This is a genomic window from Streptomyces sp. AHU1, from assembly GCF_045343905.1.
GTDB lineage: Bacteria > Actinomycetota > Actinomycetes > Streptomycetales > Streptomycetaceae > Streptomyces > Streptomyces triticiradicis.
Genome location: NZ_CP174283.1, coordinates 7,363,970 through 7,387,418 on the forward strand (window position 1 = coordinate 7,363,970; position 23,449 = coordinate 7,387,418).

Genomic DNA, 23,449 nt, shown 5'->3' on the forward strand with positions numbered 1-23,449 from the left:
TATTCGTTCTCTACGGGGGTGGCGCGTGCGGCCGACAGACGACGGTGCCGGAAATCTGCTGGCCGTCAGCGACTTACACATCGGCTACGCCGAGAACCGTGCCCTGGTCGAGAACATGCGCCCGGAGTCGGACGAGGACTGGCTCCTGGTGGCCGGTGACATCGGTGAGATCGTCGACGACGTCCGGTGGACCCTCGAGACGCTCGGCGCCCGCTTCCGGAAGGTCGTCTGGGTGCCGGGCAACCACGAACTGTGGACCCATCCCAAGGACCCGGTCCAGCTGCGCGGCGTGGCCCGCTACGAGCATCTGGTGTCCCTGTGCCGGGAGTTGGGCGTCATCACCCCCGAGGACCCCTACCCCGTCTGGAACGGGCCGGGCGGCCCCGCCGTCGTCGCGCCGCTCTTCCTGCTCTACGACTACTCCTTCCTGCCGCAGGGCTGCGCCACCAAGGAGGAGGGGCTCGCGTACGCCCACGGGACCGGCATCGTGTGCGCGGACGAGTACCTGCTGCACCCCGACCCGTACCCGAGCCGCGAGGCCTGGTGCCGGGCCCGGGTGGCCGAGACCGAGCGCAGACTCGCCGCGGTTCCCGACGGGCTGCCGGTCATCCCGGTGAACCACTACCCCCTGGACCGCCACCCGATGGACGTCCTGTGGCACCCCGAGTTCGCCATGTGGTGCGGTACGGCGGCGACCGCCGACTGGCACCGCAGGTTCCGCGTCGAAACCATGGTCTACGGGCATCTGCACATCCCCCGGACCACCTGGCACGAGGGTGTCCGGTTCGAGGAGGTGTCGGTGGGCTATCCGCGAGAATGGCGTAGGCGACCGGGACCGCCCGGCACGCTGCGCCGCATTCTGCCGATGGAGGTCAAAGCCGGTGATGGAGGAACTGCTTCCGGAGTCGGTGGTGGCCGTGGAGAGCCACGGTGACGACGGGGCCGGGGACGCGAGTCTGTACCCCGAGGAACTGGCGGTCGTGAGCCGGGCCGTGGGAAAGCGGCGCCGTGAGTTCGCCTCCGTGCGCGTCTGCGCCCGGCGCGCCATGGAGAAGCTGGGCGTGGCCCCCGCGCCCGTGCTGCCGGGCGAACGCGGGGCCCCGCAGTGGCCGGCCGGGGTCATCGGCAGCATGACGCACTGCGAGGGGTACGCCGCCGCCGCGCTCGCCCGGGCCGGCGATCTGGCCTCCCTCGGCATCGACGCCGAACCCCATCTGCCGCTCCCCGAAGGCGTCCTGGAGACCATCGCCCTGCCCGCCGAGTCGGCCCGCCTGGAGCGCCTCGGCGCCCGGACGTCCGCCGTGCACTGGGACCGGCTGCTGTTCAGCGCCAAGGAAGCGGTCTACAAGGCGTGGTTCCCGCTCACCGGCAAGTGGCTCGACTTCTCCGAGGCGGACATAGACCTCTTCCTCGAACCGACACCCGCCGCCGACGGCCTCTCGGGAGGCCTGCGCGCCCGGCTCCTGGTCCCGGGGCCCGTGGTGGACGGCGTCCTCGTCCAGGCCTTCGAGGGGCGCTGGGCCGTCCGGCACGGGCTGCTCGCGACGGTGGTCACGGTCCCGTGGTCCGGGTCCGGCCCGGCCGCCGGGCCGACGCGCGAAGGGGACGGGGGCACGGCCGGCTGAGACCCCGCGCGGTCCCCGCGCGGCCGTCGTCCCGCTCCCGGACCTCTCACGTCCTGCCGGGTACCGGGTTCCAGGAGTGCAGCAGTTCGAAGAACGCGTCCTCGTTGCCCGCGAGGCCCGCCGCCTTCAGGGCCTGTTCCGTCTCGGCGAGGACGGCGGGCGGGACCACGGGTGGCCCACCCCCGTCCGGCGGGGCGTCGAATGCCGCTCGTACCGTCCCGAGGAGGCGGAGGTAGGCCTGTACGGCGGCGCGTTCACGGTCGGTCAGTACGGCGGTCGGCATCGGACGGCTCTCCCCGGTCGGCTGGTCGTGACACTGGTCCTGGTCCCAGCTTGCCGTCCGCCACTGACAATCCGGTTCCGGTCCGCGGAGGTTCGCCCGCTTAGCGGAGATGAAACCTCATGGAAACCCCAGGTGGAACAGGAGCCCTACGCTGGAGGGGAGAACCGGGGCCGCCTGCCGGACAGCCCCGGAGCCGCCCGTGCGGCGGCCTGGGAACGGGAGGTCGGCCCGTGGTCGACGTACAGCCTCGGCAGCCGCGGCGCACCCCGCGGCTGCGTTCGGTCGGTGACGGAGAACTGAGCCTGCGCCACCGTGTCGTGCACGGCTACCGGCGTGCTTACCGGATGGCGGGAGAGGGGCCGGCGCTCGTCCTGATCCACGGCATCGGGGACTCCTCCGCGACCTGGGCGGAGCTGATCCCCGACCTCGCCCGCACCCATACCGTGATCGCGCCCGACCTGCTCGGCCACGGCGCGTCCGACAGACCGCGCGCCGACTACTCGGTGGCCGCCTACGCCAACGGCGTGCGGGATCTGCTGGGCACGCTCGACATCGAGTCCGCCACGCTGGTCGGGCATTCGCTGGGCGGGGGAGTGGCGATGCAGTTCGCCTACCAGTTCCCCGAGCGGACCGAGCGGCTGATCCTGGTCAGTTCGGGCGGTGTCGGCGGCGAGGTCAACCCGGTCCTGCGCGCCGTGTCGCTGCCGGGCGCGCATCTGCTGCTGTCCATGCTGCAACTGCCCGGCATGCGGCTGCACGTGGGTCTCTTCCTGCGGCTGATGCGTCTGCTCGACACCGATCTGGCGCGGGACGCGCCGGAGTTGGTGAACCTCGTGGACGCGCTGCCCGACGGGACCTCGCGCAGCGCCTTCATCCGGACCCTGCGGGCCGTGGTCGACTGGCGCGGCCAGGCGGTCACCATGCTCGACCGCTGCTATCTCACCGAGGGCATGCCCACCATGCTGCTCTGGGGCAGCCGGGACAGCGTGGTGCCGGTACGGCACGCCCACGGGGCCCACGAGGCCATGCCGGGCAGCCGCCTGGAGATCTTCGAGGGGGCGGGGCACTTCCCCTTCCACAGCGATCCGGCACGCTTCCTGGCCCTGGTCGAGGAGTTCACGGCCACCACGGCTCCGGCCGACTGGAGCCGTGAGAAGTGGCGGGAACTGCTGCGCGCCGGGCGTCCGGGCACGGCGGCGGGGCAGCCCGACACCGCCCGGAGCCGCGCGGTGGAGAGGGAACTGCGCGAGGCCAGCGAGCGCAGCGCGACCTGAGGTCCCGGCCCGGGGCGCCGCCCGTGTCCTGCCGGGGCGCCGGAGGGGTCACCCCGTTCGTTCGCGGGTGTCGTGGCCCCCTCCGGCCGGTGCCCGGCAGCGCGCCGCCGCGACGACGGGCGAACGGCGCAGGGCGATGGACATGCGCACGAGATCGCGCTGCCCGTCGGTGTGCGCGAACGTGGACCCGGCCGAGGGCGGTGCGTCCGCCGTCTCCGCCGAACTGATGACGCGCCCCTCCGGGTCGGCGGCCCTGGCCCGCACCGCGACCGTCACCATCGCGGCGTCCGCCTCGGCCTGTGCCTCGGCGGCGGAGGAGCCCGCCGCGACCGCGGCGCCGTACGCCCGGGAACGCACCTCGGAGTCGAAGTAGGGGTAGAGGCTCAGCATGCCGTCATGGATGTCGGACTCCCTCTGGGTGACCTGGAGTTCGGCGGACGACCACCAGGACATCCGCACCGCGCGGTCCTCCGGTACGGAGACCGGCTTCAGTTCGCGCCACAGGGGCCCGAGCCTGCGGTAGGTCGACCAGGTGTTCCAGCTGTCCTCGACGCGCCGCCAGGCAAGGGGGAGGCAGAAGCCGACGGCGGTGATCTGAGCCCCCACCGAGGCCAGCATCGGGGCCGTGTTGGTGCTGAGGCCGTCCAGGTCCATGCCGTTCCAGCGGGCGACCACCGCGGTGAACTTGGCAGCGGAGTAGGGGATGTTGCACAGCGCCCCGAAAGCGATGACCACCAGCCCGGCACGCAGCCGGCCGCGCACCTCGATCGCCCATCGCCAGCACATGACGTTCATCGCGACACCGGCGACGGTGAGCGAGGCGAGGTACAGGACGATCATCTCGCGGATGAAGGGAGTGTTGGCGTAGTAGGTGTCGAGGTCGCGCAGCCGTTCCTCGGAGGCGTCCCCGAGGGCGAACAGGACGATCAGCGCCACGCCGACCACGGTGTATCCGAGGATCCAGCGGCGGGAGAGCCGCCGGGTCACCTCGGGCGGTCCGCCGCGCCAGTTGATGATCAGCACCAGGCACGAGGCACTGTAGGCGCTCAGCAGACAGTAGACGAGGGGGGCCGAGACGTTGGGTATCCCGGTGATGTCGTTGACCGCGGCGATGGTCGGCGGGGCGGCGAAGAGGAACACCAGGCCCGCGAGGGCGAGGAGCGCGCCCACGGAGCGCAGCAGCGGGTCGCGCCAGCCGCGCAGCAGCGCGGGCCCCTTGAACGCGATCGCCGCGCCCATGGCGACGGCCGGGATGTAGTAGCTCGATCCGTCCATGGCCCCGGGTCCTTCAGCCCCGTGGCCCGCGACAGCCCAGGGAGGCTTCGATGCGGCCGGCCAGACCGTGCCGCTGCACCGGGCCGCGCAGCGAGGAACCGGCCAGCCAGGTGCGGCACTTGCTGGCGAGCAGGAGGCCGAAGCTCTCGGCCTCCTGCTCGTCGGCGAGGTCGAAGCGGGTCCGCGCGGCCACTTTCAGGACGGTGTCCTGGAGGTCCGCGCCGTCGCTGAGTAAGCGTGCCGCGACGGCCGTGCCGTCGACGTGATGGCTGCAGTGCCCGGCCTTCATGTGCCACAGCTCGTGGCCGAGGATGACCAACTGGTGGTCGGGGGCGGTGCGTTCCTCGATGACGACCAGATCCTGTTCGGCCATGTCGAGCCACAGTCCGCTGGCGGTGCCGGGCGGGAAGGCGGCCGTACGGAACTGGACGGGACGGCCGCGGCGCCGGCTCATCGCGCCGCACAGCGCGGTGTAGAGGTCGGTGGGTGCCGCCGGCGCCGGGAGCGAGAGCTCCGAGACCAGCTCGCCGCACAGACGGCGCATTTCCCTTCCGATGCCCACTGATCTCCCCCGGCTCACGACTCTGGCCGTTTGACGCTCTCCAGGAGCATGTCCAGCCATTCCGCGACCTTGTCGCGGTGCTGGTCGGTGGGCAACTGCGCGGCCCGCCAGGCGATTCCGCGGACGCCGTGGTCGAGGAGCAGCCGCTCGAGCGGGTCGTGGGCGGCCGAGGCCGCGGCGCGCTCGCGGTCGGCGAGCCGTTGCAGGAGTTCCTGTTCCGACCGCTGGAGGGCGCCCACGAGCGCTTCGGAGTCCTCCGCGGTGAGGAATCCGGCGTGCACCCGGAAGAAGCGCTGGATGGCGTCGCAGTGCTCCATGGTGGGGCGCCGGTCGCCGTTGATGAGGGCGCCCGCCTGCTGGCGCGACATGCCGGCACCGTCCGCTATCTCCTGCTGCGTGTAGCGGCGGCCGTTGGGCTTGAGCCGGGTGCGGCGCAGCAGGTCCAGACGCTGCAGGAAGCGTGCCTGCAGGTCGGGTTCTCCGGCGGGGCGGCCGCTCAGCAGGGCCTTCGCCACGGGTTCGGGGACGCCGGACTCGGCCGACAGCCGCCGGACGTCGAAGACCTCGGCGTGCGGCACGCCGAGCCGGTCGGCGAGCGCGGTGACCCTGGCCACGACGGCCTGCAGCAGAACCGTCGCCGTGGCGAACGGAACCTCGAAGCCATCCGTCACCGACAGATCTCCTACGTCTCTCTCAGGTGGCTCTCACGAAATTCGGGAACCATGTGGACACGAGGGTCAGGAACCATCCCGGCGGAAAGACCGGGGACCAACCGGAGCCTAGCCCGTCGCTCGAACTCACATCCAGGTCTCGCCACAACTGTGGCGAGATTCAGCCGTCAACGAGCGCCAAATGCCACGATAGTTGACACGCCCGCGCCCCGGGTACCAGGATCGGGGCGCCGCGTGAAGGCCGCAGAGGCAAGAGGGGTGACCTCCCGATGGCGTACCAGGCAGGAAGGCAGCGGTCCCAGCCGCGACCTGTCCCCGAGAGTCTCGAAGCACAGGCGTACCTCCAGGACTACGCCACGCTGCTCGAGGCCGTCCCCTTCCCCTCCGTCGTCTTCGACCACCGCTGGGACGTCGTGCTGTCCAACGCCGCGTTCGAGACACTTTTCGGCGGGGTCGGCGCGCATCCGACCGCCATGCCGGGCGACAACTTCCTGCGCTTCGTCCTGTTCCACCCGGACGCGGGGTCGGTCCTCGGTGAGCACGAGTCGAGCTGGTGCCTGCCGATGCTCGCGCACTTCGCGGCGGCGGTGGAGCGCAACGGCCAGGACCGCGGACTCCAGTCGATCCGCCGGGACATCGCCCAGGACCCGATCATGGACGCCGCCTACCGGCACGGCCTGCCGCACTGGATCCGGGCGGTCGGACCGCGCGGGGTCGAGCACGACGGCGCCGTGCGCCCGCTGGTCCACCCCGATCCCCGCTGGGGCAGCACGAACTGCCGGATCGTCGACGACACCCCCCGGACCTTGCGGGACATGGGCTATTCGCGGATGACCCTGGTGCTGCGCGAGGCGGTCCGGCCGGTCACGGGCGGCCCGTGCAGGACGCGCAGGACGCGCAACGGCACGGCGGAGCTTCGCGCGGTGTGACGCGCGTTGACCCGTCGGCGCGACCCGTTCAGCCGGCCGGCATCACGAGGACGAGGGGCACCCCGTCGCAGGGGACGAGCCGCATGTCCCCGTGGCGCGTGCTCCGGGCCGCCGCCAGCACGGCCGCGAAGTCGGGCCCCTTGGTGAGCGATCCTGCCAGATGGGCGGGGTCGGCGGACGCGGCCACCCGGCCCCGCGCGTTCACCAGGTAGGCGGCTCCGGGCAGCCGCTGGAGGAGCGGGACGACCGCGCCCTCGAAGTGCCGCAGATACACGTCGGCCGCCGCGACCCCCACGAAGCGGCCCTCCAGGTGGACCGGCGCGGACAGCGTCAGGCTGTACTCGTCGGAGCAGAGGTAGTCGACGTAGGGCCCGGCGACCGCGCGCTGCCCCGTGTCGCGGGGGAGGGCGAACCAGTCCCAGTGCGTGTAGTCCGAGTACGCGGAGTGGGCCGGATCGAGGTCGAGCAGCAGTGGCCGCAGGCTCCCGTCGGAGCCCTGCTGCCACCATTCCAGCCACGCCGGTACGTCACCGAGCAGTCCCGGCGCGGCCACGAACCCGGCGCCCGACACCAGTTCCTGCCGGGTGAGCCGCAGGTGCAGCCCCGGGCGCAGCGCCGCCAGGTCCGCCGTCGCGGGGCGGCGGCCCCCGGCGGCGACGCGGGCGAGCAGCGCGGTCGCGTCGGCCCGGGTCTCGGCGACCGCGTCGAACACGGCCTCCAGCGTGCAGCGGACCTGCGCGGCGACGGCCGCCTCGGCGGAGACGTCAAGCGTCGCCGTCGCGCCGGCCGGTCCGGGGCTCCTGCGCACGGTTGCCCTCCAGTGGACGCGGACCTGACACGGCACGGGGCATCTGGAGGCGCAGGGTGATGAGCCGCGCCGTCGAGTCCACCACGCACCGCTCGGCCAGTGTTCTGGCCGATTCGTGCGCCCCATCTTGCACGGCCGAGATTACGGAGCGATGACGGTCCGCGACTTCTTCACGATATTCGTCGTCCCCGAGCACCAGGCACATCAGCGCCCCCACCTCCGTCTGGAGCACGACCTGCTCGCGCGTCAGCCGGGCGGACTGCGCCGCCGCGGCGAGTTCGACGTGGAAGCGACCGTAGATGCGGCTGCGGGCGGCGGCGTCCTCGGCGGAGGACAGGTCGTCCAGGGTGCGCCGCAGCGCCTTGAGGTCGTCCGGTTCGGTCCGCTGCGCCGCGAGCCGGGCCGCTGCTCCGGACAGGGCCGCCCAGTGGTCGCCCAGGTCGCGCAGTTCCTCGGTGCTCCAGCCGGCCAGCCGGGCCAGCAGCCGTTCCTCGCCAGGGGCTTCGGGGAGCGAGACGAAGCTGCCGCCACCGCGCCCCCGCCGCGTGGTGACCAGACCCTGCTGCCTCAGGGCCATGAGGGCCTCGCGCAGGGTCACCGTGGACACGCCGAGCTGCCCGGCCAGCTCCATCTCGCCCGGCAGTTGCTCCCCGTCGGCGAGCAGGCCCAGCTCGATGGCGTCGCCGATCCGGTGCACGACCGTCTCGACGCGCGCGCGGTTGTCCACGGGAGTGAAGACGGCTCTGCGGACGCCGTCGCCCCTGTGTTGCTTCACGGTCACCACCTTGTGCGTTGACTCAACCTTTACTCTAAGGGGGTCTTGAGGTTTGAACTATGGCTTCATATCTTTCCGGTCAGTGTTGCAACGCACCACCGCACCAGAAAGGTTCCCCGCCCATGGAGGCAAAGGCGATCCGGCTCCAGGGCCTGCGCAAGGCGTTCGGCGAGACGACCGCCGTGGCCGGAGTCGATCTGGAGATAGCCGACGGCGAGTTCTTCTCGATGCTCGGCCCGTCCGGCTCGGGCAAGACGACCGTGCTGCGGATGATCGCCGGGTTCGAGAGCCCTACCGAGGGCCGGATCGAACTGGCCGGCCAGGAGGTCACCGGTCTCGCGCCCTTCGAACGCGACGTGCACACGGTCTTCCAGGACTACGCCCTGTTCCCCCACATGACCGTCGAGGAGAACGTCGCCTACGGCCTCAAGGTCCGCAAGGTGCCCAAGGCCGAGCGGCTGGTCCGGGCCCGCAAGGCGCTCGTCGACGTGCGCCTCGAAGGGTTCGGCCGGCGCCGTCCGGCCCAGCTCTCCGGCGGCCAGCGCCAGCGCGTCGCCCTCGCCAGGGCTCTGGTCGGCCGCCCCAGCGTCCTGCTCCTCGACGAACCCCTCGGCGCCCTCGACCTCAAGCTGCGCGAGCAGATGCAGGTCGAGCTCAAGGCGATCCAGCGCGAGGTCGGCATCACCTTCGTGTTCGTCACCCACGACCAGGAGGAGGCCCTGACGATGAGCGACCGCGTCGCCGTCTTCAACCGGGGCCGCATCGAGCAGGTGGGCACTCCGGCCGAGATCTACGAGCGTCCCGCCACCGCGTTCGTCGCGGGCTTCGTCGGCACGTCCAACCTGCTCGACGGACAGTCGGCCCAGCAGATCGTCGGTGCCCCGGGCACCTACAGCATCCGGCCCGAGAAGATCCGCGTGCTCGAGGAGTCCGCGGAGCGCACCGAGCCCACCGAGTCCACCGATGCCGGTGCGGCCGCCGACCCGGAGCACTCCACCGCCACCGGCACCGTCGCCGAGGTCGTCTATCTCGGCGACGCCACCCGCTTCCTGGTGGACCTCGACGCGGGCGGCCGCCTCACCGCGCTCCAGCAGAACCTGGAGACCTCCTCCGAGGACGTCGCCGCCCTGCGCGGCACCCGGGTCCGGCTCCGGTGGCACCGCCGCCACGCCGTCCAGGTCCCCGACCCCCGCTGACCTCCCCGCCCAGTTCCCCGTCACGTCACGTATGGAGTACGCCGTGCGCCTCACCCCAACCCTCAAGGCCGCCGCCGCCGTCGCGGTGCTCCTCGCCGCCACCGCCTGCGGATCGTCCGGTACGGGCTCCTCCGCGTCCACCGGCCTCAACCCGCCCGACCTCAAGGCGCAGTCGAAGCTCGGCAAGACCGAGGGGCAGGTCAACCTGGTCGCCTGGGCCGGCTACGTCGAGGACGGCTCCAACGACCCGAAGGTCGACTGGGTCTCCGACTTCGAGAAGCAGACCGGCTGCCAGGTCAACTCCAAGGTGGCCGCCAGCTCCGACGAGATGGTCAAGCTGATGAAGACCGGCCAGTACGACGCGGTCTCCGCCTCCGGGGACGCCTCCCTGCGCCTCATCGCCTCGGGTGACGCGGCCCCGGTCAACACCGCCCTCGTACCGAACTACAAGAACGTCTTCAGCGGCCTGAAGAAGGGCGCCTGGAACTCCGTCAAGGGCCAGATGTACGGCATCCCGCACGGCCGGGGCGCCAACCTCCTGATGTACAACACCCAGAAGGTCACCCCCGCCCCCACCTCATGGTCCGCGGTCTTCGACGACGCCCCGGCGAACAAGGGCCACGTCACCGCGTACGACTCGCCGATCTACATCGCCGACGCGGCGCTCTACCTGAAGTCGGCCAGGCCCGAGCTGAAGATCAAGGACCCCTACGCGCTCGACCAGAAGCAGTTCGACGCGGCCGTCGACCTGCTGAAGAAGCAGAACGCGAACGTGGGGGAGTACTGGAGCGACTACCTCAAGGAGATCTCCGCCTTCAAGAGCGGTGACTCCGTGGTCGGCACCACCTGGCAGGTCATCGCCAACCTCGCGGCCGGTGAGGGCGCGAAGGTGAAGGCCGTGGTGCCCGAGGAGGGTTCCACGGGCTGGTCCGACACCTGGATGGTCTCCGCCGAGGCCAAGCACCCCAACTGCGCCTACAAGTGGATGGACTGGATCATCTCGCCGAAGGTGAACGCCCAGGTGGCCGAGTACTTCGGTGAGGCACCCGCCAACTCCGAGGCGTGCCGGTACACCAGTGACAAGTCCTTCTGCGACACCTTCCACGCCACCGACGAGGGCTACTGGAAGAACATCGCCTTCTGGAACACGCCCATCGAGCAGTGCCTCGACGGCCGCACCGACGTCAAGTGCGTTCCGTACGCGAAGTGGGTCCAGGCCTGGACCGAGATCAAGGGCTGACCGGACGATGACCACCACCGCGCAGGCCGCCGGACGCTCCCCCGTCCGGCGGCTCGCCGGGACCCTGCACCGGCGCCCCCGGCTGCGGCTGTCCCTGCTGCTGACCGCACCCCTGCTCTGGCTGGCGGTGCTCTATCTCGGCTCGCTGGCCGTCCTGTTCGTCTCCGCGTTCTGGACGACGGACTCCTTCACCTCCGAGGTGGTGAAGGTCTGGTCGACCGACAACTTCCACCAGCTGTTCACCCTGCCCGTGTACCGGCAGGTGATCCTGCGCAGCGTCGGCGTCGCCCTCGCGGTCACCGTCCTGTGCGCGGTGATCGCCTTCCCGGTCGCCTTCTACACGGCCCGCATCGCCAAGCCCGCGCGGCGCCCGCTGCTCGTCGTCGCCATCCTCACGCCGCTGTGGGCGAGTTACCTCGTCAAGGTGTACGCCTGGCGGCTGATCCTCTCCCAAGGAGGCCTCGCCGACTGGGCGTTGAAGCCCCTGGGACTGAGCGGACCCGGGTACGGACTGGTGGCCGCGGTCATCGCGCTGACCTACCTCTGGCTGCCGTACATGATCCTGCCGATCCACACCGCGCTGGAGCAGCTGCCCGCCAACCTGCTGGACGCCTCGGCGGACCTGGGGGCCGGCGCGAGCCGCACCTTCCGGTCGGTGGTCCTGCCGATGGTGCTCCCCTCCGTGGCCGCCGGCTCGGTCTTCACCTTCTCGCTCAGCCTCGGCGACTACATCACCGTGCAGATCGTCGGCGGCAAGAGCCAGCTCATCGGCAACGTCGTCTACTCCAACATCGAACTGAACCTGCCCATGGCCGCCGCGCTCGGCACGGTCCCCGTCGTGGTCATCGTGGTGTACCTCCTCGCGATGCGCCGCACGGGCGCCCTGAGCAGTCTCTGAGGAGCCCGCTGTGCAACTCTCCCGTCCCGCGCGCATCGCGCTGCGCGTCGCCGCCGGGCTCGGCTTCGCGTTCATCTACGTGCCGCTCGCGCTCGTCCTGGTCAACTCCTTCAACCGGGACCGCAGCGCGAGCTGGCCGCCGTCCGGGCTCACCCTCCACTGGTGGTCGGTCGCCTGGGAGAACGAGGGCGCCCGCGCGGCCCTGTGGGTCTCGGTCAAGGCCGGCCTCGGCGCCACGGCGATCGCCCTGGTGCTCGGCACGCTGATCGCGTTCGCGGTCGCCCGCCACCGGTTCTTCGGCCGGGACACCGTCTCCTTCGTGGTCGTCCTGCCGATCGCGCTGCCCGGCATCGTCACGGGCATCGCGCTCAACTCGGCGTTCAGCACGGTGCTCGAACCGCTCGGCGTCGGACTCGGCATGTTCACCGTGATCGTCGGCCACGCGACCTTCTGCATCGTCGTCGTCTTCAACAACGTCGTGGCGCGACTGCGCCGTACGTCCGGGACGTACGAGGAAGCGGCGATGGACCTGGGCGCGGACACCTTCCGGGCCTTCGTCGACGTCACCTTCCCGCTGGTGCGCTCGGCGCTGGTGGCCGGCGGACTGCTCGCCTTCGCGCTCTCCTTCGACGAGATCGTCGTGACGACGTTCACGGCCGGACCCGGCATCGAGACCCTGCCGATCTGGATCTTCAACAACATGACCCGGCCCCAGCAGGCGCCGGTCGTGAACGTCGTGGCCGCCGTGCTCGTCCTGCTCTCGGTGATCCCGATCTACGCGGCGCAGCGGCTGTCCGCGGACACGGCCACCGGGAGCCGGATCTGACGGCCCCGAACCGCCCCCGCCGGAAGGCCGGCCGGCACCGTCGAGGGGCGGCCGGGTCCGTCGTGCACGGACTCCGGCCGCCCCTCGCGGGCGGGCTCCGTCAGCGCTTGGTGGTGCTGTTGAACAGCGAACGCGACCAGAGGTAGCCCACCAGGCTGATGCCGGCGCACCAGGCGAGCGAGATCCAGCCGTTGTCACCGATCGCCGAGCCGGAGAGCAGACCGCGCAGCGTCTCGGTCATCGGGGTGAACGGCTGGTTCTGCGCGAACCAGCGAAGGCCCGGGGACATCGAGTCGGCCGGCACGAAGGCGGAGCCCAGGAACGGCAGGAACTGCACCAGCAGCGGCTTGTTGCTCGCGGACTCGACGGTCTTGGAGATCAGGCCGAGCGCCGCCGAGAGCCAGGTCACCGCGAACGCGACGGCCGTGAGGAGACCGGCGGCGGCGAGCCATTCGAGCGGGCTCGCGTCCGACCGGAAGCCGATGGCGAGCGCGAAGGCGACGACCAGGACCATGCTCACCATCGTCTGGACGACGCTGCCGACGACATGGCCCGTCATGAACGAGGAGCGGGTGATGTTCATGGTGCGGAAGCGGTTGATGATGCCTTCCGTCATGTCCGAGCAGACCGCGATCGAGGTCGACATCGCCCCGGCCGCCACCCCCATGACGATGACGCCGGGGGTCAGGTACTCCAGGTAGGCGTCCCGGCCGCCGCCCATTCCGGCGCCGAGCGAGTCCCCGAAGGCGTACACGAACAGCAGCAGCATCAGGATCGGCATCATGGCGGCGCCGAGCGACACGCTCGGGTAGCGGACCGCGTGCTTGAGGTTGCGCCGCAGCATCGTCATCGAGTCGTGCACGGCGTAGGTGAGGGTGCTCATCGTGAGTTCTCCTTGACGTGGAGCGGGGTGCCGACGGCGCCGTCGCCGGTCAGGGCGAGGAACACGTCGTCGAGGTCGGGGGTGTGCACGGAGAGGTCGGCGGTTCCGATGCCGGCGGCGTCGAGCCGGTCGAGCAGGACGCGCAGCGCGTCGAGGCCGGCGTCGCCCGCCACCCGCAAGGCCAAGTTCTCCTCGTCGGTGGCCGCTCCGGGGAAGACGGCGACCGCTCGCTCGTAGTCGGCGGCCTCGGTGAACCGCAGGCGGACGTGGCCGCCGGGGATCTGCGCCTTGAGCTGCTCCGCCGTGCCCTCGGCCACGATCCGGCCCTTGTCGAGCACGGCGATGCGGTCGGCCAGCTGGTCGGCCTCTTCGAGGTACTGGGTGGTGAGGAACACGGTGGTGCCGCCCGCGACCAGGGAACGCACCGTGTCCCACATGGTGCGGCGGCTGCGGGGGTCGAGCCCGGTCGTCGGCTCGTCCAGGAAGATCACCTGGGGGTCGCCGACGAGCGTCATGGCGAGGTCCAGCCGACGCCGCATCCCGCCGGAGAAGGTCGCGGCCCGCTTGTCGGCGACGTCCGCGATGTCGAACCGCTGGAGCAACTCCCCGGCGCGGGACCGCCCTTCACGCTTGCCGAGGCGCAGCAGGTCGGCCATGAGGATCAGGTTCTCCTCGGCCGTGAGCAGGTCGTCGAGGGCGGAGAACTGCCCGGTGACGCCGATCGCGGCGCGCACGCCGTCGGGCGAGGCGGCGATGTCGTGGCCCGCGACCTGGGCCTGCCCGCCGTCGGCGGCGACGAGTGTGGACAGGATCTGCACGGTGGTGGTCTTGCCGGCGCCGTTCGGCCCGAGCAGCGCGAAGACGGAGCCGGCCGGGATGCGCAGATCGATGCCGTCGAGCACGGTCTTGTCGCCGTACGCCTTGCGCAGACCGACGGCGGAGACGGCGGCGGGGGCCTGCGGTCCGTCACCCCTTCTGGGCGTGGGCATGACAGATGAAGACATGGGCTCTCCCGTTCGGAGGCTGGGTGATGGAGGTGCTGGAAGAAAAGAGGGGGAGGTGGAGGAAGCGCGGGGCGCTGGGGCGGGGCGGAGGCCGCAACGGGCGCCGCGAGAGGAGCTGCCGGGGGAGCCGCGACAGGGCCCAGGAGCCCGAGAGACGGGGCCGCGGGGGAGCGGCCCCGAGAAGAGGGGCGGCGGCTCGTGGAGGGAGGGGCGGCGGCTCGGGGAGGGGGCCGGTGACGGAGTGGTGGCGTCGGTGGCGGGGAGGGTCAGGACTTGACGAGGAGGGTCAGGACTTGGCGCGGACGATGTCGATGTTGCCCCAGTTGCTCCGCGCCCGGACCGAGACGGTGCCCTCGGTCCGCTCCGGGGCCTCGGACTCGGTGAGCAGGTTGCGCACCTGCCCGCGGTTGGAGCTGACGTCGAGCCAGGCGGCGACGCCCGCGCGGACACCGACCTCGATGGAGCCGTTGGACGTCTCCAACAGGATCTCCCCGCGGGCGACTTCGCCGACGCGCACGTGCCCGTTGGTCGTGGTGCCGGTGACGGAGGATCCGGCGCGCGTGATGTCGATGCCCCCGTTCGTGCTGCTCGTCCGCGTCTCGCCGGTGACCGTGCCCACGGTCGTGGTGCCGTGCGCGTTCTTCAGGACGGCGGGGCCGTCGATGGTGCCGACGCGCACGTTGCCGGTGCTGCTGGTGATCTCCGCCGGGCCCTCGACCCGGTCCACGGTGACCAGGCCGTGGGACACGGTCAGGGTCAGCGGGCCGGTGGTGTCGAGGCGGACGTCCCCGGCCGAGGTCTTCACCCGGACCTCGCCGAGCCGTCCCTCACCGAACATCTGGGCCCAGGAGCCCGACATGTCGACCTGGGAGCCGGCCGGCAGGCCGACCGTCACGTCGACGAGACCGCTGGGGCCGACGAGGGGCCGGTGCTTGGTCCTGACCGTCAGGACGCCGCCCGCGTACACGACCTCGGTCTGCTCCGCGGCGCGCACGTCCTTGTCCCGCTTCGGGTCGCGCGGCAGCACCTCGACGACCGTGTCGGCGCGGTCGCCGGCGGTGAGACGGATGGAACCGGCGGCCACCTCGGCCGTGACCGAGATGGGCTGGGGAGTGTCGAAAGAAGGCATGGCTGTCCCGTCCTCTTGAGTCTGCGGACCGTCCCCGCAGGTGGGGGCGGTGTGGGTGAAGTGGTGCGGGTGATGTGGCGCCGGTGACGGGGCGCGGATGCCGCTAGCGCACCCAGCCCGTGAAGCTCTGTCCGACCGTGCGGACCCTGCCCGTCGTGCGGGGCCGCGTTCCGCCGTCGACCGCGGCCGACACGGCCCGCACCAGCCACGCGTTGACCGACAGGCCCTCCTGGTTCGCGGCCTCCTCGGCACGCGCCTTGAGATGGGCCGGCAGACGCAGGTTGACGCGCGCGGTGCCACCCTCGTCGCCCTCGGCGGGCGGCTGCGCCCTGACCGGTTCGACAGGTGCCTCCACAACTTCCGTGGTGCCGGAGTAGGAGGGAGGCGGTGTCACGACGAAATCGGGGTCCAGTCCCCGCAGCCGTACGTCGACCGAGCCGGGGGCGAGCTCGCGGGTGATCTCGTCCATCGCGGCGGAGAGCACGTTGAGCATGGTCAGACGTGTCGCCGACTCCAGCGGAGCGGTGAGCCGCTCGGCCAACTGCCGAGCTTCGTCCCCGCCGGCTTCGGCGGCCACCGCGAGTTCGTGGCGCAGGCTGTCGACATACGGAGTGAGGTCCATGACAACATCGTGGCACCACTGTGGTGCCACATGCAAGCCCGAGTGGCACCTCTTGGCGGCAAGCGCCTGCCGGAATGAGCCTGACCTGCGGAAATGAGAGACAGGATTTCTGGCTCGGAATGGTGCCACATATGCCTGCGCACCAAGGGTGCGTGGCTGGTGGTGTCGGATGGCGCCATGTGGCACCGGATGGCGCCGAGTGATGCCACGCGGCACCATGTTGTGCCACGAGGGGGTCGGAGGGCGCGCGCATCCAGGCGAAGGGCCGCCGCGTACTTCGGAGGCGGAGGTGGCACGCCATCGATGGCCGACTCCCGGCCGACTTCCGCCCGACTCCTGGGGATTCCTGTCCGACTCGGGGACGGGGACTGCGGTATGTGACATAGTACTGGCGTGAGTCAGCCTGTTACCTGCGATGTCGTGGTCGTCGGAGCCGGAATGGTGGGTGCGGCCTGTGCCCTGTACGCGGCTCGCGAGGGGTTCGACGTCGCCGTGGTGGACCGGGGCCCGGTGGCCGGGGGGACGACCGGCGCGGGCGAGGGGAACCTGCTCGTCTCCGACAAGGCGCCCGGACCCGAACTCGACCTCGCCCTGCTCTCCGGGCGCCTGTGGGCCGACCTCGCCGAGGAGTACGCGCGGGCGGTCGAGTACGAGGCCAAGGGTGGGGTCGTCGTGGCGTCCACCCCCGAGGGCCTGACCGCGCTGGAGACGTTCGCGGCGGGCCAGCGGGCGGCCGGCGTGCTGGCCGAACCGGTCGCCGCCGATCGACTGCGCGATCTGGAACCGTACCTGGCGCCGGGGCTCGCCGGCGCCGTCCGCTACCCGCAGGACACCCAGGTGATGCCCGCCCTCGCCGCCGCGCACCTCCTGCGGGCGTCGGGCGCGCGGCTGCTGACCGGGCACACCGTGACCGAGGTGCTGCGCGGGAAGGACGGCTCGGTCCGCGGGGTGCGCACCGACCGGGGCGAGCTGCACGCGCCCGCCGTCGTCAACGCGGCCGGAACGTGGGGCGGCGCGGTGGCCTCGCTCGCGGGCGTCACCCTTCCCGTGCTGCCCCGCAGGGGATTCGTCCTGGTCACCGAGCCCCTGCCGCGCCGGGTGCGGCACAAGGTGTACGCGGCGGACTACGTGGCCGACGTCGCCAGCGACTCGGCCGCCCTCCAGACGTCACCGGTGGTGGAGGGGACCGCCGCCGGTCCCGTCCTGATCGGCGCGAGCCGGGAACGGGTCGGCTTCGACCGGTCCTTCTCGCTGCCCGTCGTCCGGGAGCTGGCCGTCGGAGCCACCCGGCTCTTCCCGTTCCTCGCGCGGGTGCGCGCCCTGCGGACCTACCTCGGCTTCCGGCCCTACCTGCCCGACCATCTGCCCGCCGTCGGCCCCGACCCCCGGGCGCCCGGTCTCTTCCACGCCTGCGGGCACGAGGGGGCCGGCATCGGACTGTCCACCGGCACCGGGTGGTTGATCGCGCAGGTCCTGGCGGGCAGGACACCGGACCTCGACCTCACGCCGTTCCGGCCCGACCGCTTCCCCGAGGAGGCCGTGTGAACCCCCTGGACCTCGTACGGGCCGAGCCCGGGCCCGCCTTCACCGTCACCCTCGACGGCCGGACGATCGACGTGCTGCCCGGCCGGACCGTCGCCGCCGCGCTGTGGGCCGAGGGCGTGACCTCGTGGCGCAGCACCCGCGACACCGGGCGCCCCCGAGGGGTCTTCTGCGGCATCGGCGTCTGCTTCGACTGTCTCGTCACGGTCAACGACCGTCCCAACCAGCGGGCCTGCCTGGTCCGGCTCGCCCCCGGCGACGCGATCCGCACGCAGGAGGGCACCGGTCACGATGACTGACGGACCCCACCGCCTCGCGGTGATCGGCGCGGGGCCGGCCGGTCTCGCCGCCTGCCTGGCCGCGGCGGCGCGCGGTGTCCGCGTGACCCTGATCGATGCGGCCCCGGCGGCGGGCGGACAGTTCTACCGCCGCCCCGCGAGCGGCCTCGGCGCCCGGCGGCCCTCGGCCCTGCACCACCGGTGGAGCACGTGGGAGCGCCTGGAGCAGGGGCTCGCGGCACACCTGGAGGCGGGCACGGTCGAGCACCTGCCGGACCACCACGTCTGGACGGTCGAGCGGACGGGTCGGGCACCCGGCGCCGGACCGGGATTCACCGTCCACGCGCTCATCGGCCCGCTCCAGGAGCACTCCGTCGCCGTGCGGGCCGACGCCGTGCTCCTGGCCACCGGGGGATACGAGAAGGTGCTGCCCTTCCCCGGCTGGACCCTGCCCGGGGTCGTGACCGCCGGCGGGGCCCAGGCCATGCTCAAGGGCGGTCTCGTCGTGCCCGGCCGCAGAGCCGTCGTCGCGGGGAGCGGACCACTGCTGCTTCCCGTCGCGACCGGACTCGCGGCCGCCGGGGTCGAGGTCGCGGCGCTCGTGGAGTCCCTCGACCCCCGGAGGCTGGCGCGCGCGGCCGGGGCGCTGGCGTCCGCCCCCGGCAAAGCCGCCGAGGGAGCCCGGTACGCGGCCCGTCTACTCCGCCGTCGTGTCCCGTTCCTCCCGCGGCACACCGTCGTCGAGGCCGAGGGCGAGGGGCGTCTCGAAGCCGTCACCGTCGCCGCGCTCGGCCCCGACGGGCGGGTGCGGCCCGGGACGGAGCGGCGGATCCCGTGCGAGGCGCTCGCCGTCGGGCACGGGATGATCCCGCACACCGACCTCGCCGAGGCGCTCGGCTGTCGCGTCGACGGGGTGAACGTCTCCGTGGACGACGAACAGCGCACCGACGTACCCGGCGTCTGGGCCGCGGGGGAGACCACGGGCATCGGCGGGGCCGAACTGGCCCTGGCCGAGGGGCATATCGCGGGCCGGTCGGCGGCCGCCCGGCTGCACGGCACCGCACCCGACCCCGCCGCCCGGGCCGCACGGGTCCGGACGCGAACGCGCCGTTTCGCGGCGACGCTCGAAACGATGTACCGACCGCCCCTTCACTGGGCCGACCAGGTCACCGACGACACCGTCGTGTGCCGCTGCGAGGAGGTCACGGCAGGCCGCGTCCGCGAGGCCGTCACCGACCTCGGCGCGGGCGACCTGCGGACGGTCAAACTGCTCACCCGCGCGGGAATGGGATGGTGCCAGGGCCGGATCTGCGAACCCGCCGTCGCCGGACTCGCCGGCTGCGAACAGACGCCCGCGCGAAGGATGCTGGCCCGACCGGTACCACTCGGCGAACTCGCCTCCGCGGGTGCGGACAACGGCTGCGACGACCGCCCGCCCGGCGGGAGTCCCCCGTCGGCTCACCCATGACCCGGCTCGCCGGGACGCACAGTGCAATGTCACACCCTACCGAGAGCGAGGAACACCTCATGACCGTCACCCCCGGCAGCCACCGTCCCTGGCACGGAGTCCTCGTCGCCACCGCGCTCCCGCTGAACGACGACCTCTCGATCGACCACGGCCGCTACGCCGAACACTGCGCCTGGCTCGTCGAGAACGGCTGCGACGGCGTCGTGCCCAACGGGTCCCTCGGCGAGTACCAGGTGCTCACCCCCGAGGAGCGGACCTCGGTCGTCGAGACCGCCGTCGCCGCGGTCGGCGGGTCCCGGGTGATGCCGGGTGTCGCCGCGTACGGCTCGGCCGAGGCCCGCCGCTGGGCCGAGCAGGCCAGGGACGCGGGCTGCGGTGCCGTGATGCTGCTGCCGCCCAACGCGTACCGCGCCGACGAGCGTTCCGTCCTCGCGCACTACGAGGAGGTCTCCCGGGCGGGCCTGCCGGTCGTCGCCTACAACAACCCCGTCGACACCAAGGTCGACCTGGTGCCCGAACTCCTCGCGCGACTGCACGCGGCCGGCTTCGTCCAAGGCGTCAAGGAGTTCTCCGGTGACGTACGCCGGGCCTACCGCATCGCCGAACTCGCGCCGGAACTGGACCTGTTGATCGGCGCCGACGACGTCCTGCTCGAACTCGCCGTGGCGGGCGCCAAGGGCTGGGTGGCCGGCTACCCGAACGCGCTGCCCCGGGCGGGCGTCGAGCTGTACCGCGCCGCCGTCGCGGGCGACCTCGACACGGCGGGCAAGCTCTACCGGCAGCTGCACCCGCTGCTGCGCTGGGACTCCCGGGTCGAGTTCGTCCAGGCCATCAAGCTGTCCATGGACGTCGTCGGCCGCCACGGCGGCCCGGTGCGCCCGCCGCGCGTCCCGCTGCTGCCCGAGCAGGAGGCCGCCGTGCGCCTGGCCACGGAACGGGCCGTCGCCGCAGGACTCGCCTGAGCCGCCACCGCCCCTCCCGCAGCCCCGCGCCTGACCCCCATCGGTCAAAGCCCACGGCGCCGGCCAGGACGCACCCGCAGCCGGGTACGCGCGGGAGGGGACGTGCCGGTACATCGGATGCCCGCATCCGGACGGATCATCACCCGCGTCCACTTCGCCACCCCGCTGAGATCCGTCCGGATGCGGGCGGATGTACCGGCGCGGCCCCGACCCACCCACCGGCCGACACCGCCCCCGCCCCCCGAGGAGCCAGGAGCCCCATGCGCAGCAAACTCGTCCTGCACGCCGTCGACTCGCACACCGAGGGCATGCCGACCCGGGTGATCACCGGCGGGATCGGCACGGTCCCCGGCGCGACCATGAACGAGCGGCGGCTGTACTTCCGCGAGCACCGCGACGACATCAAGCAGCTCCTGATGAACGAGCCGCGCGGTCACGCGGCGATGAGCGGGGCGATCCTCCAGCCGCCCACCCGCCCGGACTGCGACTACGGCGTGATCTACATCGAGGTGTCGGGCTATCTGCCGATGTGCGGACACGGCACGATCGGGGTGGCGACCGTGCTGGTGGAGACCGGCATGGTCGAGGTCGTCGAGCCCGTCACCACGATCCGGCTCGACACCCCGGCCGGTCTCGTCGTCGCCGAGGTCGCCGTGGAGGACGGCGCGGCCAGGGAGGTCACGCTCAGGAACGTGCCCTCCTTCGCCGTCGGCCTCGACCGCGAGGCGACCCTCGCCGACGGGCGCACGGTGACGTACGACCTGGCCTACGGCGGGAACTTCTACGCCATCCTGCCGCTGGAGCGGTTCGGCCTGCCCTTCGACCGCTCCCGCAAGGACGAGATCCTGGCGGCCGGACTCGCGCTCATGGACGCGGTCAACGCCGACGGCGGGCCCGTGCACCCCGAGGACCCGTCCATCCGGGGCTGCCACCACGTCCACCTGTACGCACCCGGGGCGACGGCCCGTTTCTCACGGCACGCGATGGCGATCCACCCCGGCTGGTTCGACCGCTCTCCCTGCGGTACGGGCACCAGCGCGCGCATGGCCCAGCTCCACGCCCGGGGCGAACTCCCGCTGGACACCGAGTTCGTGAACGAGTCCTTCATCGGGACGCGGTTCACCGGACGACTGCTCGGCACCACCGAGGTCGCCGGACTCCCCGCCGTGCTGCCCAGCTTCACCGGGCGCGCGTGGATCACGGGAACCGCCCAGTACCTGCTCGACCCTACGGACCCGTTCCCGGCCGGGTTCGTCCTGTGAGCGGTCCCGTGCCGGGCCGTGGATACTGGAGCCCCGGTAACACGTGACATGGCACTCCGCCACGGTGCGGCAGGACGAGGGCGCACCGAGGCACCGAGGCCCGTACGAGGAGACCCCGATGGCCGCCCAGCGCAGCAGCGCACCCCCAGCCGCTCCCGACCTGCCCGCGCTGGGCGGCAGGCGGAGCAGCTACCGCGAGCGCGTGGCCGACGCGCTGCGCGCCGCGCTGATCGCGGGAGAGCTGCGGCCCGGCGAGGTCTACTCGGCGCCCACGCTCGCGGCCCGGTTCGGCGTCTCGGCGACGCCGGTCCGCGAGGCCATGCTCGACCTGGCCAAGGAAGGGCTGGTCGACACGGTCCCGAACAAGGGGTTCCGGGTCACGGCCGTCTCGGAGAAGCAGCTCGACGAATACACCCACGTCCGCTCGCTCATCGAGATCCCCACGGTCGTGGGCCTGGCCGCCACGGCGGACCCCGTCTCGCTGGAGGCACTGCGCCCGGCCGCCCGGGAGATCGTGACCGCGGCGGCGGCCGGCGACCTCATCGCCTATGTGGAGGCGGACAGCCGCTTCCACCTCGGTCTGCTGGCCCTCGCGGGCAACTCCCATCTGGTCGAGGTCGTCGGCGACCTGCGCAAGCGTTCGCGCCTGTACGGGCTCGACGCGCTGGTCCGGGCGGGCCGCCTGGAGGAATCGGCGCGGGAGCACCTGGAACTGCTCGACGCGCTCCTGGAGCGCGACGAACGCGCCGTGCGCGCGGTGATGACCCGCCACCTCGGCCATGTCCGCGGACTGTGGGCCGCTCCCTGAGGGAGCGGCCGCGGTGAGCGCCCGGCCTCCGATCCCGTTCCTGTGAACCGGAACCGAAACCAGAACGGAAACCGGAACCAGCCGAAGCCTTACGCAAGCAACTTACATTTCTTGCGCTATTCTTGCGTGCATGACGCGACGACTTGCTCAGGTGGCGAAGAAGGTCGGGGTCAGCGAGGCCACGGTCAGCCGGGTGCTCAACGGCAAGCCGGGTGTCTCCGACTCCACTCGGCAGGCGGTCCTCTCCGCCCTGGACGTCCTCGGCTACGAGCGGCCGACCCAGCTGCGCGGCGAGCGCGCGCGGCTCGTCGGGCTCGTCCTGCCCGAGCTGCAGAACCCGATCTTCCCGGCCTTCGCCGAGGTGATCGGCGGAGCGCTCGCCCAGCTCGGCCTCACCCCGGTGCTGTGCACCCAGACCAAGGGCGGGGTCTCCGAGGCCGACTACGTGGACCTGCTGCTCCAGCAGCAGGTCTCCGGCGTGGTGTTCGCCGGCGGTCTGTACGCGCAGGCCGACGCGCCGCACGACCACTACCGCGAACTCGCGGACCGCAACATTCCGGTGGTGCTGGTCAACGCGGCCATCGAGCACCTCGGCTTCCCGTGCGTCTCCTGCGACGACGCCGTGGCCGTCGAGCAGGCCTGGCGCCATCTCGCCTCGCTCGGCCACGAACGGATCGGCCTCGTCCTGGGCCCCGGCGACCACATGCCCTCGGGCCGCAAGCTCGCGGCGGCGCGCGCCCTCGCGCCGGATCTGCCCGACGAACGGGTGGCGCGGGCGATGTTCTCGCTGGAGGGCGGCCAGGCGGCGGCCACCAGGCTGCTCGACCAGGGGGTCACCGGCATCATCTGCGCCAGCGACCCGCTCGCGCTCGGCGCCGTGCGAGCCGCCCGCCGCAGGGGGCTCGGCGTCCCCGGCGAGGTCTCGGTCGTCGGGTACGACGACTCGGCGTTCATGAACTGCACCGAACCCCCGCTGACCACGGTCCGCCAGCCCATCGAGGCCATGGGGCGCGCCGCGGTGGAACTGCTGAACGCGCAGATCGGCGGCAGCAGCGTGACTCCCGAGGAGCTGCTGTTCGAGCCGGAACTGGTGGTGCGCGGGTCGACCGCGCAGGCGCCCCGGGACTGA

The 23,449-nt window shown here is 72.2% G+C and carries 25 protein-coding genes; 15 read left to right on the plus strand and 10 right to left on the minus strand.

The annotated features are described in order from the left end of the window. The first annotated feature begins 25 nt into the window (after positions 1 to 25). Both ACICHK_RS32600 and ACICHK_RS32605 read left to right on the plus strand, forming a co-directional pair. Positions 26 to 934 carry a metallophosphoesterase family protein gene (locus ACICHK_RS32600; RefSeq protein WP_406839693.1) on the plus strand — a complete coding sequence of 303 codons (909 nt, stop codon included), beginning with the start codon at positions 26 to 28 and terminating at the stop codon, positions 932 to 934. Then, positions 882 to 1,625 carry a 4'-phosphopantetheinyl transferase gene (locus tag ACICHK_RS32605; protein WP_406839694.1) on the plus strand — a complete coding sequence of 248 codons (744 nt, stop codon included), beginning with the start codon at positions 882 to 884 and terminating at the stop codon, positions 1,623 to 1,625. The genes ACICHK_RS32600 and ACICHK_RS32605 overlap by 53 nt, the downstream gene beginning before the upstream one ends. 46 nt (positions 1,626 to 1,671) lie before the next feature. Here ACICHK_RS32605 and ACICHK_RS32610 read toward each other — a convergent pair whose 3' ends face one another. After that, the gene (locus ACICHK_RS32610; RefSeq protein WP_151471208.1) at positions 1,672 to 1,908 is read right to left on the minus strand and encodes a hypothetical protein; all 237 of its coding nucleotides are present in this window, start codon (positions 1,906 to 1,908) and stop codon (positions 1,672 to 1,674) included. A gap of 230 nt (positions 1,909 to 2,138) precedes the next feature. Between ACICHK_RS32610 and ACICHK_RS32615 the strand changes: the two genes are divergently transcribed. Continuing rightward, positions 2,139 to 3,182, plus strand: coding sequence for an alpha/beta fold hydrolase (locus ACICHK_RS32615; protein ID WP_406839695.1), 1,044 nt, complete (start codon positions 2,139 to 2,141; stop codon positions 3,180 to 3,182). A gap of 48 nt (positions 3,183 to 3,230) precedes the next feature. Here ACICHK_RS32615 and ACICHK_RS32620 read toward each other — a convergent pair whose 3' ends face one another. From ACICHK_RS32620 to ACICHK_RS32630, 3 genes are read right to left on the minus strand one after another with little or no spacing between them, the layout of a single operon-like run. Beyond that, positions 3,231 to 4,457 (minus strand): MAB_1171c family putative transporter, encoded by a 1,227-nt coding sequence (locus ACICHK_RS32620; protein ID WP_151471206.1) that lies wholly within the window; start codon positions 4,455 to 4,457, stop codon positions 3,231 to 3,233. 13 nt (positions 4,458 to 4,470) lie between these two features. Continuing rightward, on the minus strand, positions 4,471 to 5,001 hold the full coding sequence (locus ACICHK_RS32625) for a toxin-antitoxin system, toxin component (RefSeq protein WP_406839696.1): 531 nt from the start codon (positions 4,999 to 5,001) through the stop codon (positions 4,471 to 4,473). A gap of 32 nt (positions 5,002 to 5,033) precedes the next feature. After that, positions 5,034 to 5,690, minus strand: coding sequence for a helix-turn-helix domain-containing protein (locus ACICHK_RS32630; protein WP_406839697.1), 657 nt, complete (start codon positions 5,688 to 5,690; stop codon positions 5,034 to 5,036). A gap of 269 nt (positions 5,691 to 5,959) precedes the next feature. Between ACICHK_RS32630 and ACICHK_RS32635 the strand changes: the two genes are divergently transcribed. Continuing rightward, a complete protein-coding gene (locus ACICHK_RS32635) occupies positions 5,960 to 6,619 on the plus strand; it encodes a hypothetical protein (RefSeq protein ID WP_406839698.1) in 660 nt (219 codons plus the stop codon). A gap of 28 nt (positions 6,620 to 6,647) precedes the next feature. On the opposite strand, the gene ACICHK_RS32640 is transcribed toward ACICHK_RS32635, so the two are convergent. Together ACICHK_RS32640 and ACICHK_RS32645 are read right to left on the minus strand one after the other, a co-directional pair. Further along, positions 6,648 to 7,427 carry a hypothetical protein gene (locus ACICHK_RS32640; protein ID WP_406839699.1) on the minus strand — a complete coding sequence of 260 codons (780 nt, stop codon included), beginning with the start codon at positions 7,425 to 7,427 and terminating at the stop codon, positions 6,648 to 6,650. Continuing rightward, positions 7,384 to 8,202 (minus strand): FadR/GntR family transcriptional regulator, encoded by an 819-nt coding sequence (locus ACICHK_RS32645; protein WP_406839700.1) that lies wholly within the window; start codon positions 8,200 to 8,202, stop codon positions 7,384 to 7,386. Before ACICHK_RS32645 ends, ACICHK_RS32640 begins: the two co-directional genes overlap by 44 nt. Positions 8,203 to 8,324: 122 nt before the next feature. Here ACICHK_RS32645 and ACICHK_RS32650 point away from each other — a divergent pair, with 122 nt between their 5' ends. The 4 genes from ACICHK_RS32650 to ACICHK_RS32665 are packed head-to-tail and all read left to right on the plus strand — an operon-like array spanning position 8,325 to position 12,362. Continuing rightward, positions 8,325 to 9,398: an ABC transporter ATP-binding protein gene (locus tag ACICHK_RS32650; RefSeq protein ID WP_406839701.1), complete on the plus strand. Its 1,074-nt coding sequence runs from the start codon at positions 8,325 to 8,327 to the stop codon at positions 9,396 to 9,398. Between the two features lie 31 nt (positions 9,399 to 9,429). Then, on the plus strand, positions 9,430 to 10,638 hold the full coding sequence (locus ACICHK_RS32655) for an ABC transporter substrate-binding protein (RefSeq protein WP_406839702.1): 1,209 nt from the start codon (positions 9,430 to 9,432) through the stop codon (positions 10,636 to 10,638). A 7-nt stretch (positions 10,639 to 10,645) separates the two neighbouring features. Then, positions 10,646 to 11,536 carry an ABC transporter permease gene (locus ACICHK_RS32660; RefSeq protein ID WP_406839703.1) on the plus strand — a complete coding sequence of 297 codons (891 nt, stop codon included), beginning with the start codon at positions 10,646 to 10,648 and terminating at the stop codon, positions 11,534 to 11,536. Positions 11,537 to 11,546: 10 nt separating this feature from the next. Continuing rightward, entirely contained in the window at positions 11,547 to 12,362 is an 816-nt protein-coding gene (locus tag ACICHK_RS32665; RefSeq protein WP_151471197.1) for an ABC transporter permease, read from the plus strand. A gap of 100 nt (positions 12,363 to 12,462) precedes the next feature. Here the strand turns inward: ACICHK_RS32665 and ACICHK_RS32670 are convergent, their stop codons facing one another. From ACICHK_RS32670 to ACICHK_RS32685, 4 genes are all read right to left on the minus strand, one after another. Continuing rightward, positions 12,463 to 13,245 (minus strand): ABC transporter permease, encoded by a 783-nt coding sequence (locus tag ACICHK_RS32670; RefSeq protein WP_151471196.1) that lies wholly within the window; start codon positions 13,243 to 13,245, stop codon positions 12,463 to 12,465. After that, positions 13,242 to 14,234 carry an ATP-binding cassette domain-containing protein gene (locus tag ACICHK_RS32675; protein ID WP_406841377.1) on the minus strand — a complete coding sequence of 331 codons (993 nt, stop codon included), beginning with the start codon at positions 14,232 to 14,234 and terminating at the stop codon, positions 13,242 to 13,244. Before ACICHK_RS32675 ends, ACICHK_RS32670 begins: the two co-directional genes overlap by 4 nt. 301 nt (positions 14,235 to 14,535) lie before the next feature. After that, a complete protein-coding gene (locus tag ACICHK_RS32680; protein WP_151471195.1) occupies positions 14,536 to 15,378 on the minus strand; it encodes a hypothetical protein in 843 nt (280 codons plus the stop codon). A gap of 103 nt (positions 15,379 to 15,481) precedes the next feature. Beyond that, positions 15,482 to 16,000 (minus strand): toxin-antitoxin system HicB family antitoxin, encoded by a 519-nt coding sequence (locus tag ACICHK_RS32685; RefSeq protein ID WP_406839704.1) that lies wholly within the window; start codon positions 15,998 to 16,000, stop codon positions 15,482 to 15,484. Between the two features lie 393 nt (positions 16,001 to 16,393). On the opposite strand from ACICHK_RS32685, the gene ACICHK_RS32690 reads away from it, so the two are divergent. The 7 genes from ACICHK_RS32690 (at position 16,394) to ACICHK_RS32720 (ending at position 23,449) form a co-directional block, all read left to right on the plus strand. After that, a complete protein-coding gene (locus ACICHK_RS32690; RefSeq protein ID WP_406839705.1) occupies positions 16,394 to 17,545 on the plus strand; it encodes an NAD(P)/FAD-dependent oxidoreductase in 1,152 nt (383 codons plus the stop codon). Continuing rightward, positions 17,542 to 17,841 (plus strand): (2Fe-2S)-binding protein, encoded by a 300-nt coding sequence (locus ACICHK_RS32695; RefSeq protein ID WP_151471192.1) that lies wholly within the window; start codon positions 17,542 to 17,544, stop codon positions 17,839 to 17,841. Before ACICHK_RS32690 ends, ACICHK_RS32695 begins: the two co-directional genes overlap by 4 nt. Next, positions 17,834 to 19,288: an FAD-dependent oxidoreductase gene (locus ACICHK_RS32700; RefSeq protein ID WP_406839706.1), complete on the plus strand. Its 1,455-nt coding sequence runs from the start codon at positions 17,834 to 17,836 to the stop codon at positions 19,286 to 19,288. Before ACICHK_RS32695 ends, ACICHK_RS32700 begins: the two co-directional genes overlap by 8 nt. A gap of 59 nt (positions 19,289 to 19,347) precedes the next feature. Continuing rightward, the gene (locus ACICHK_RS32705; RefSeq protein ID WP_406839707.1) at positions 19,348 to 20,250 is read left to right on the plus strand and encodes a dihydrodipicolinate synthase family protein; all 903 of its coding nucleotides are present in this window, start codon (positions 19,348 to 19,350) and stop codon (positions 20,248 to 20,250) included. A 260-nt stretch (positions 20,251 to 20,510) separates the two neighbouring features. Further along, the gene (locus ACICHK_RS32710; RefSeq protein WP_406839708.1) at positions 20,511 to 21,512 is read left to right on the plus strand and encodes a proline racemase family protein; all 1,002 of its coding nucleotides are present in this window, start codon (positions 20,511 to 20,513) and stop codon (positions 21,510 to 21,512) included. Between the two features lie 118 nt (positions 21,513 to 21,630). Continuing rightward, complete coding sequence (locus ACICHK_RS32715; protein ID WP_406839709.1) at positions 21,631 to 22,320, plus strand: GntR family transcriptional regulator; 690 nt, start codon at positions 21,631 to 21,633, stop codon at positions 22,318 to 22,320. 130 nt (positions 22,321 to 22,450) lie between these two features. After that, positions 22,451 to 23,449, plus strand: coding sequence for a LacI family DNA-binding transcriptional regulator (locus tag ACICHK_RS32720; protein WP_406839710.1), 999 nt, complete (start codon positions 22,451 to 22,453; stop codon positions 23,447 to 23,449).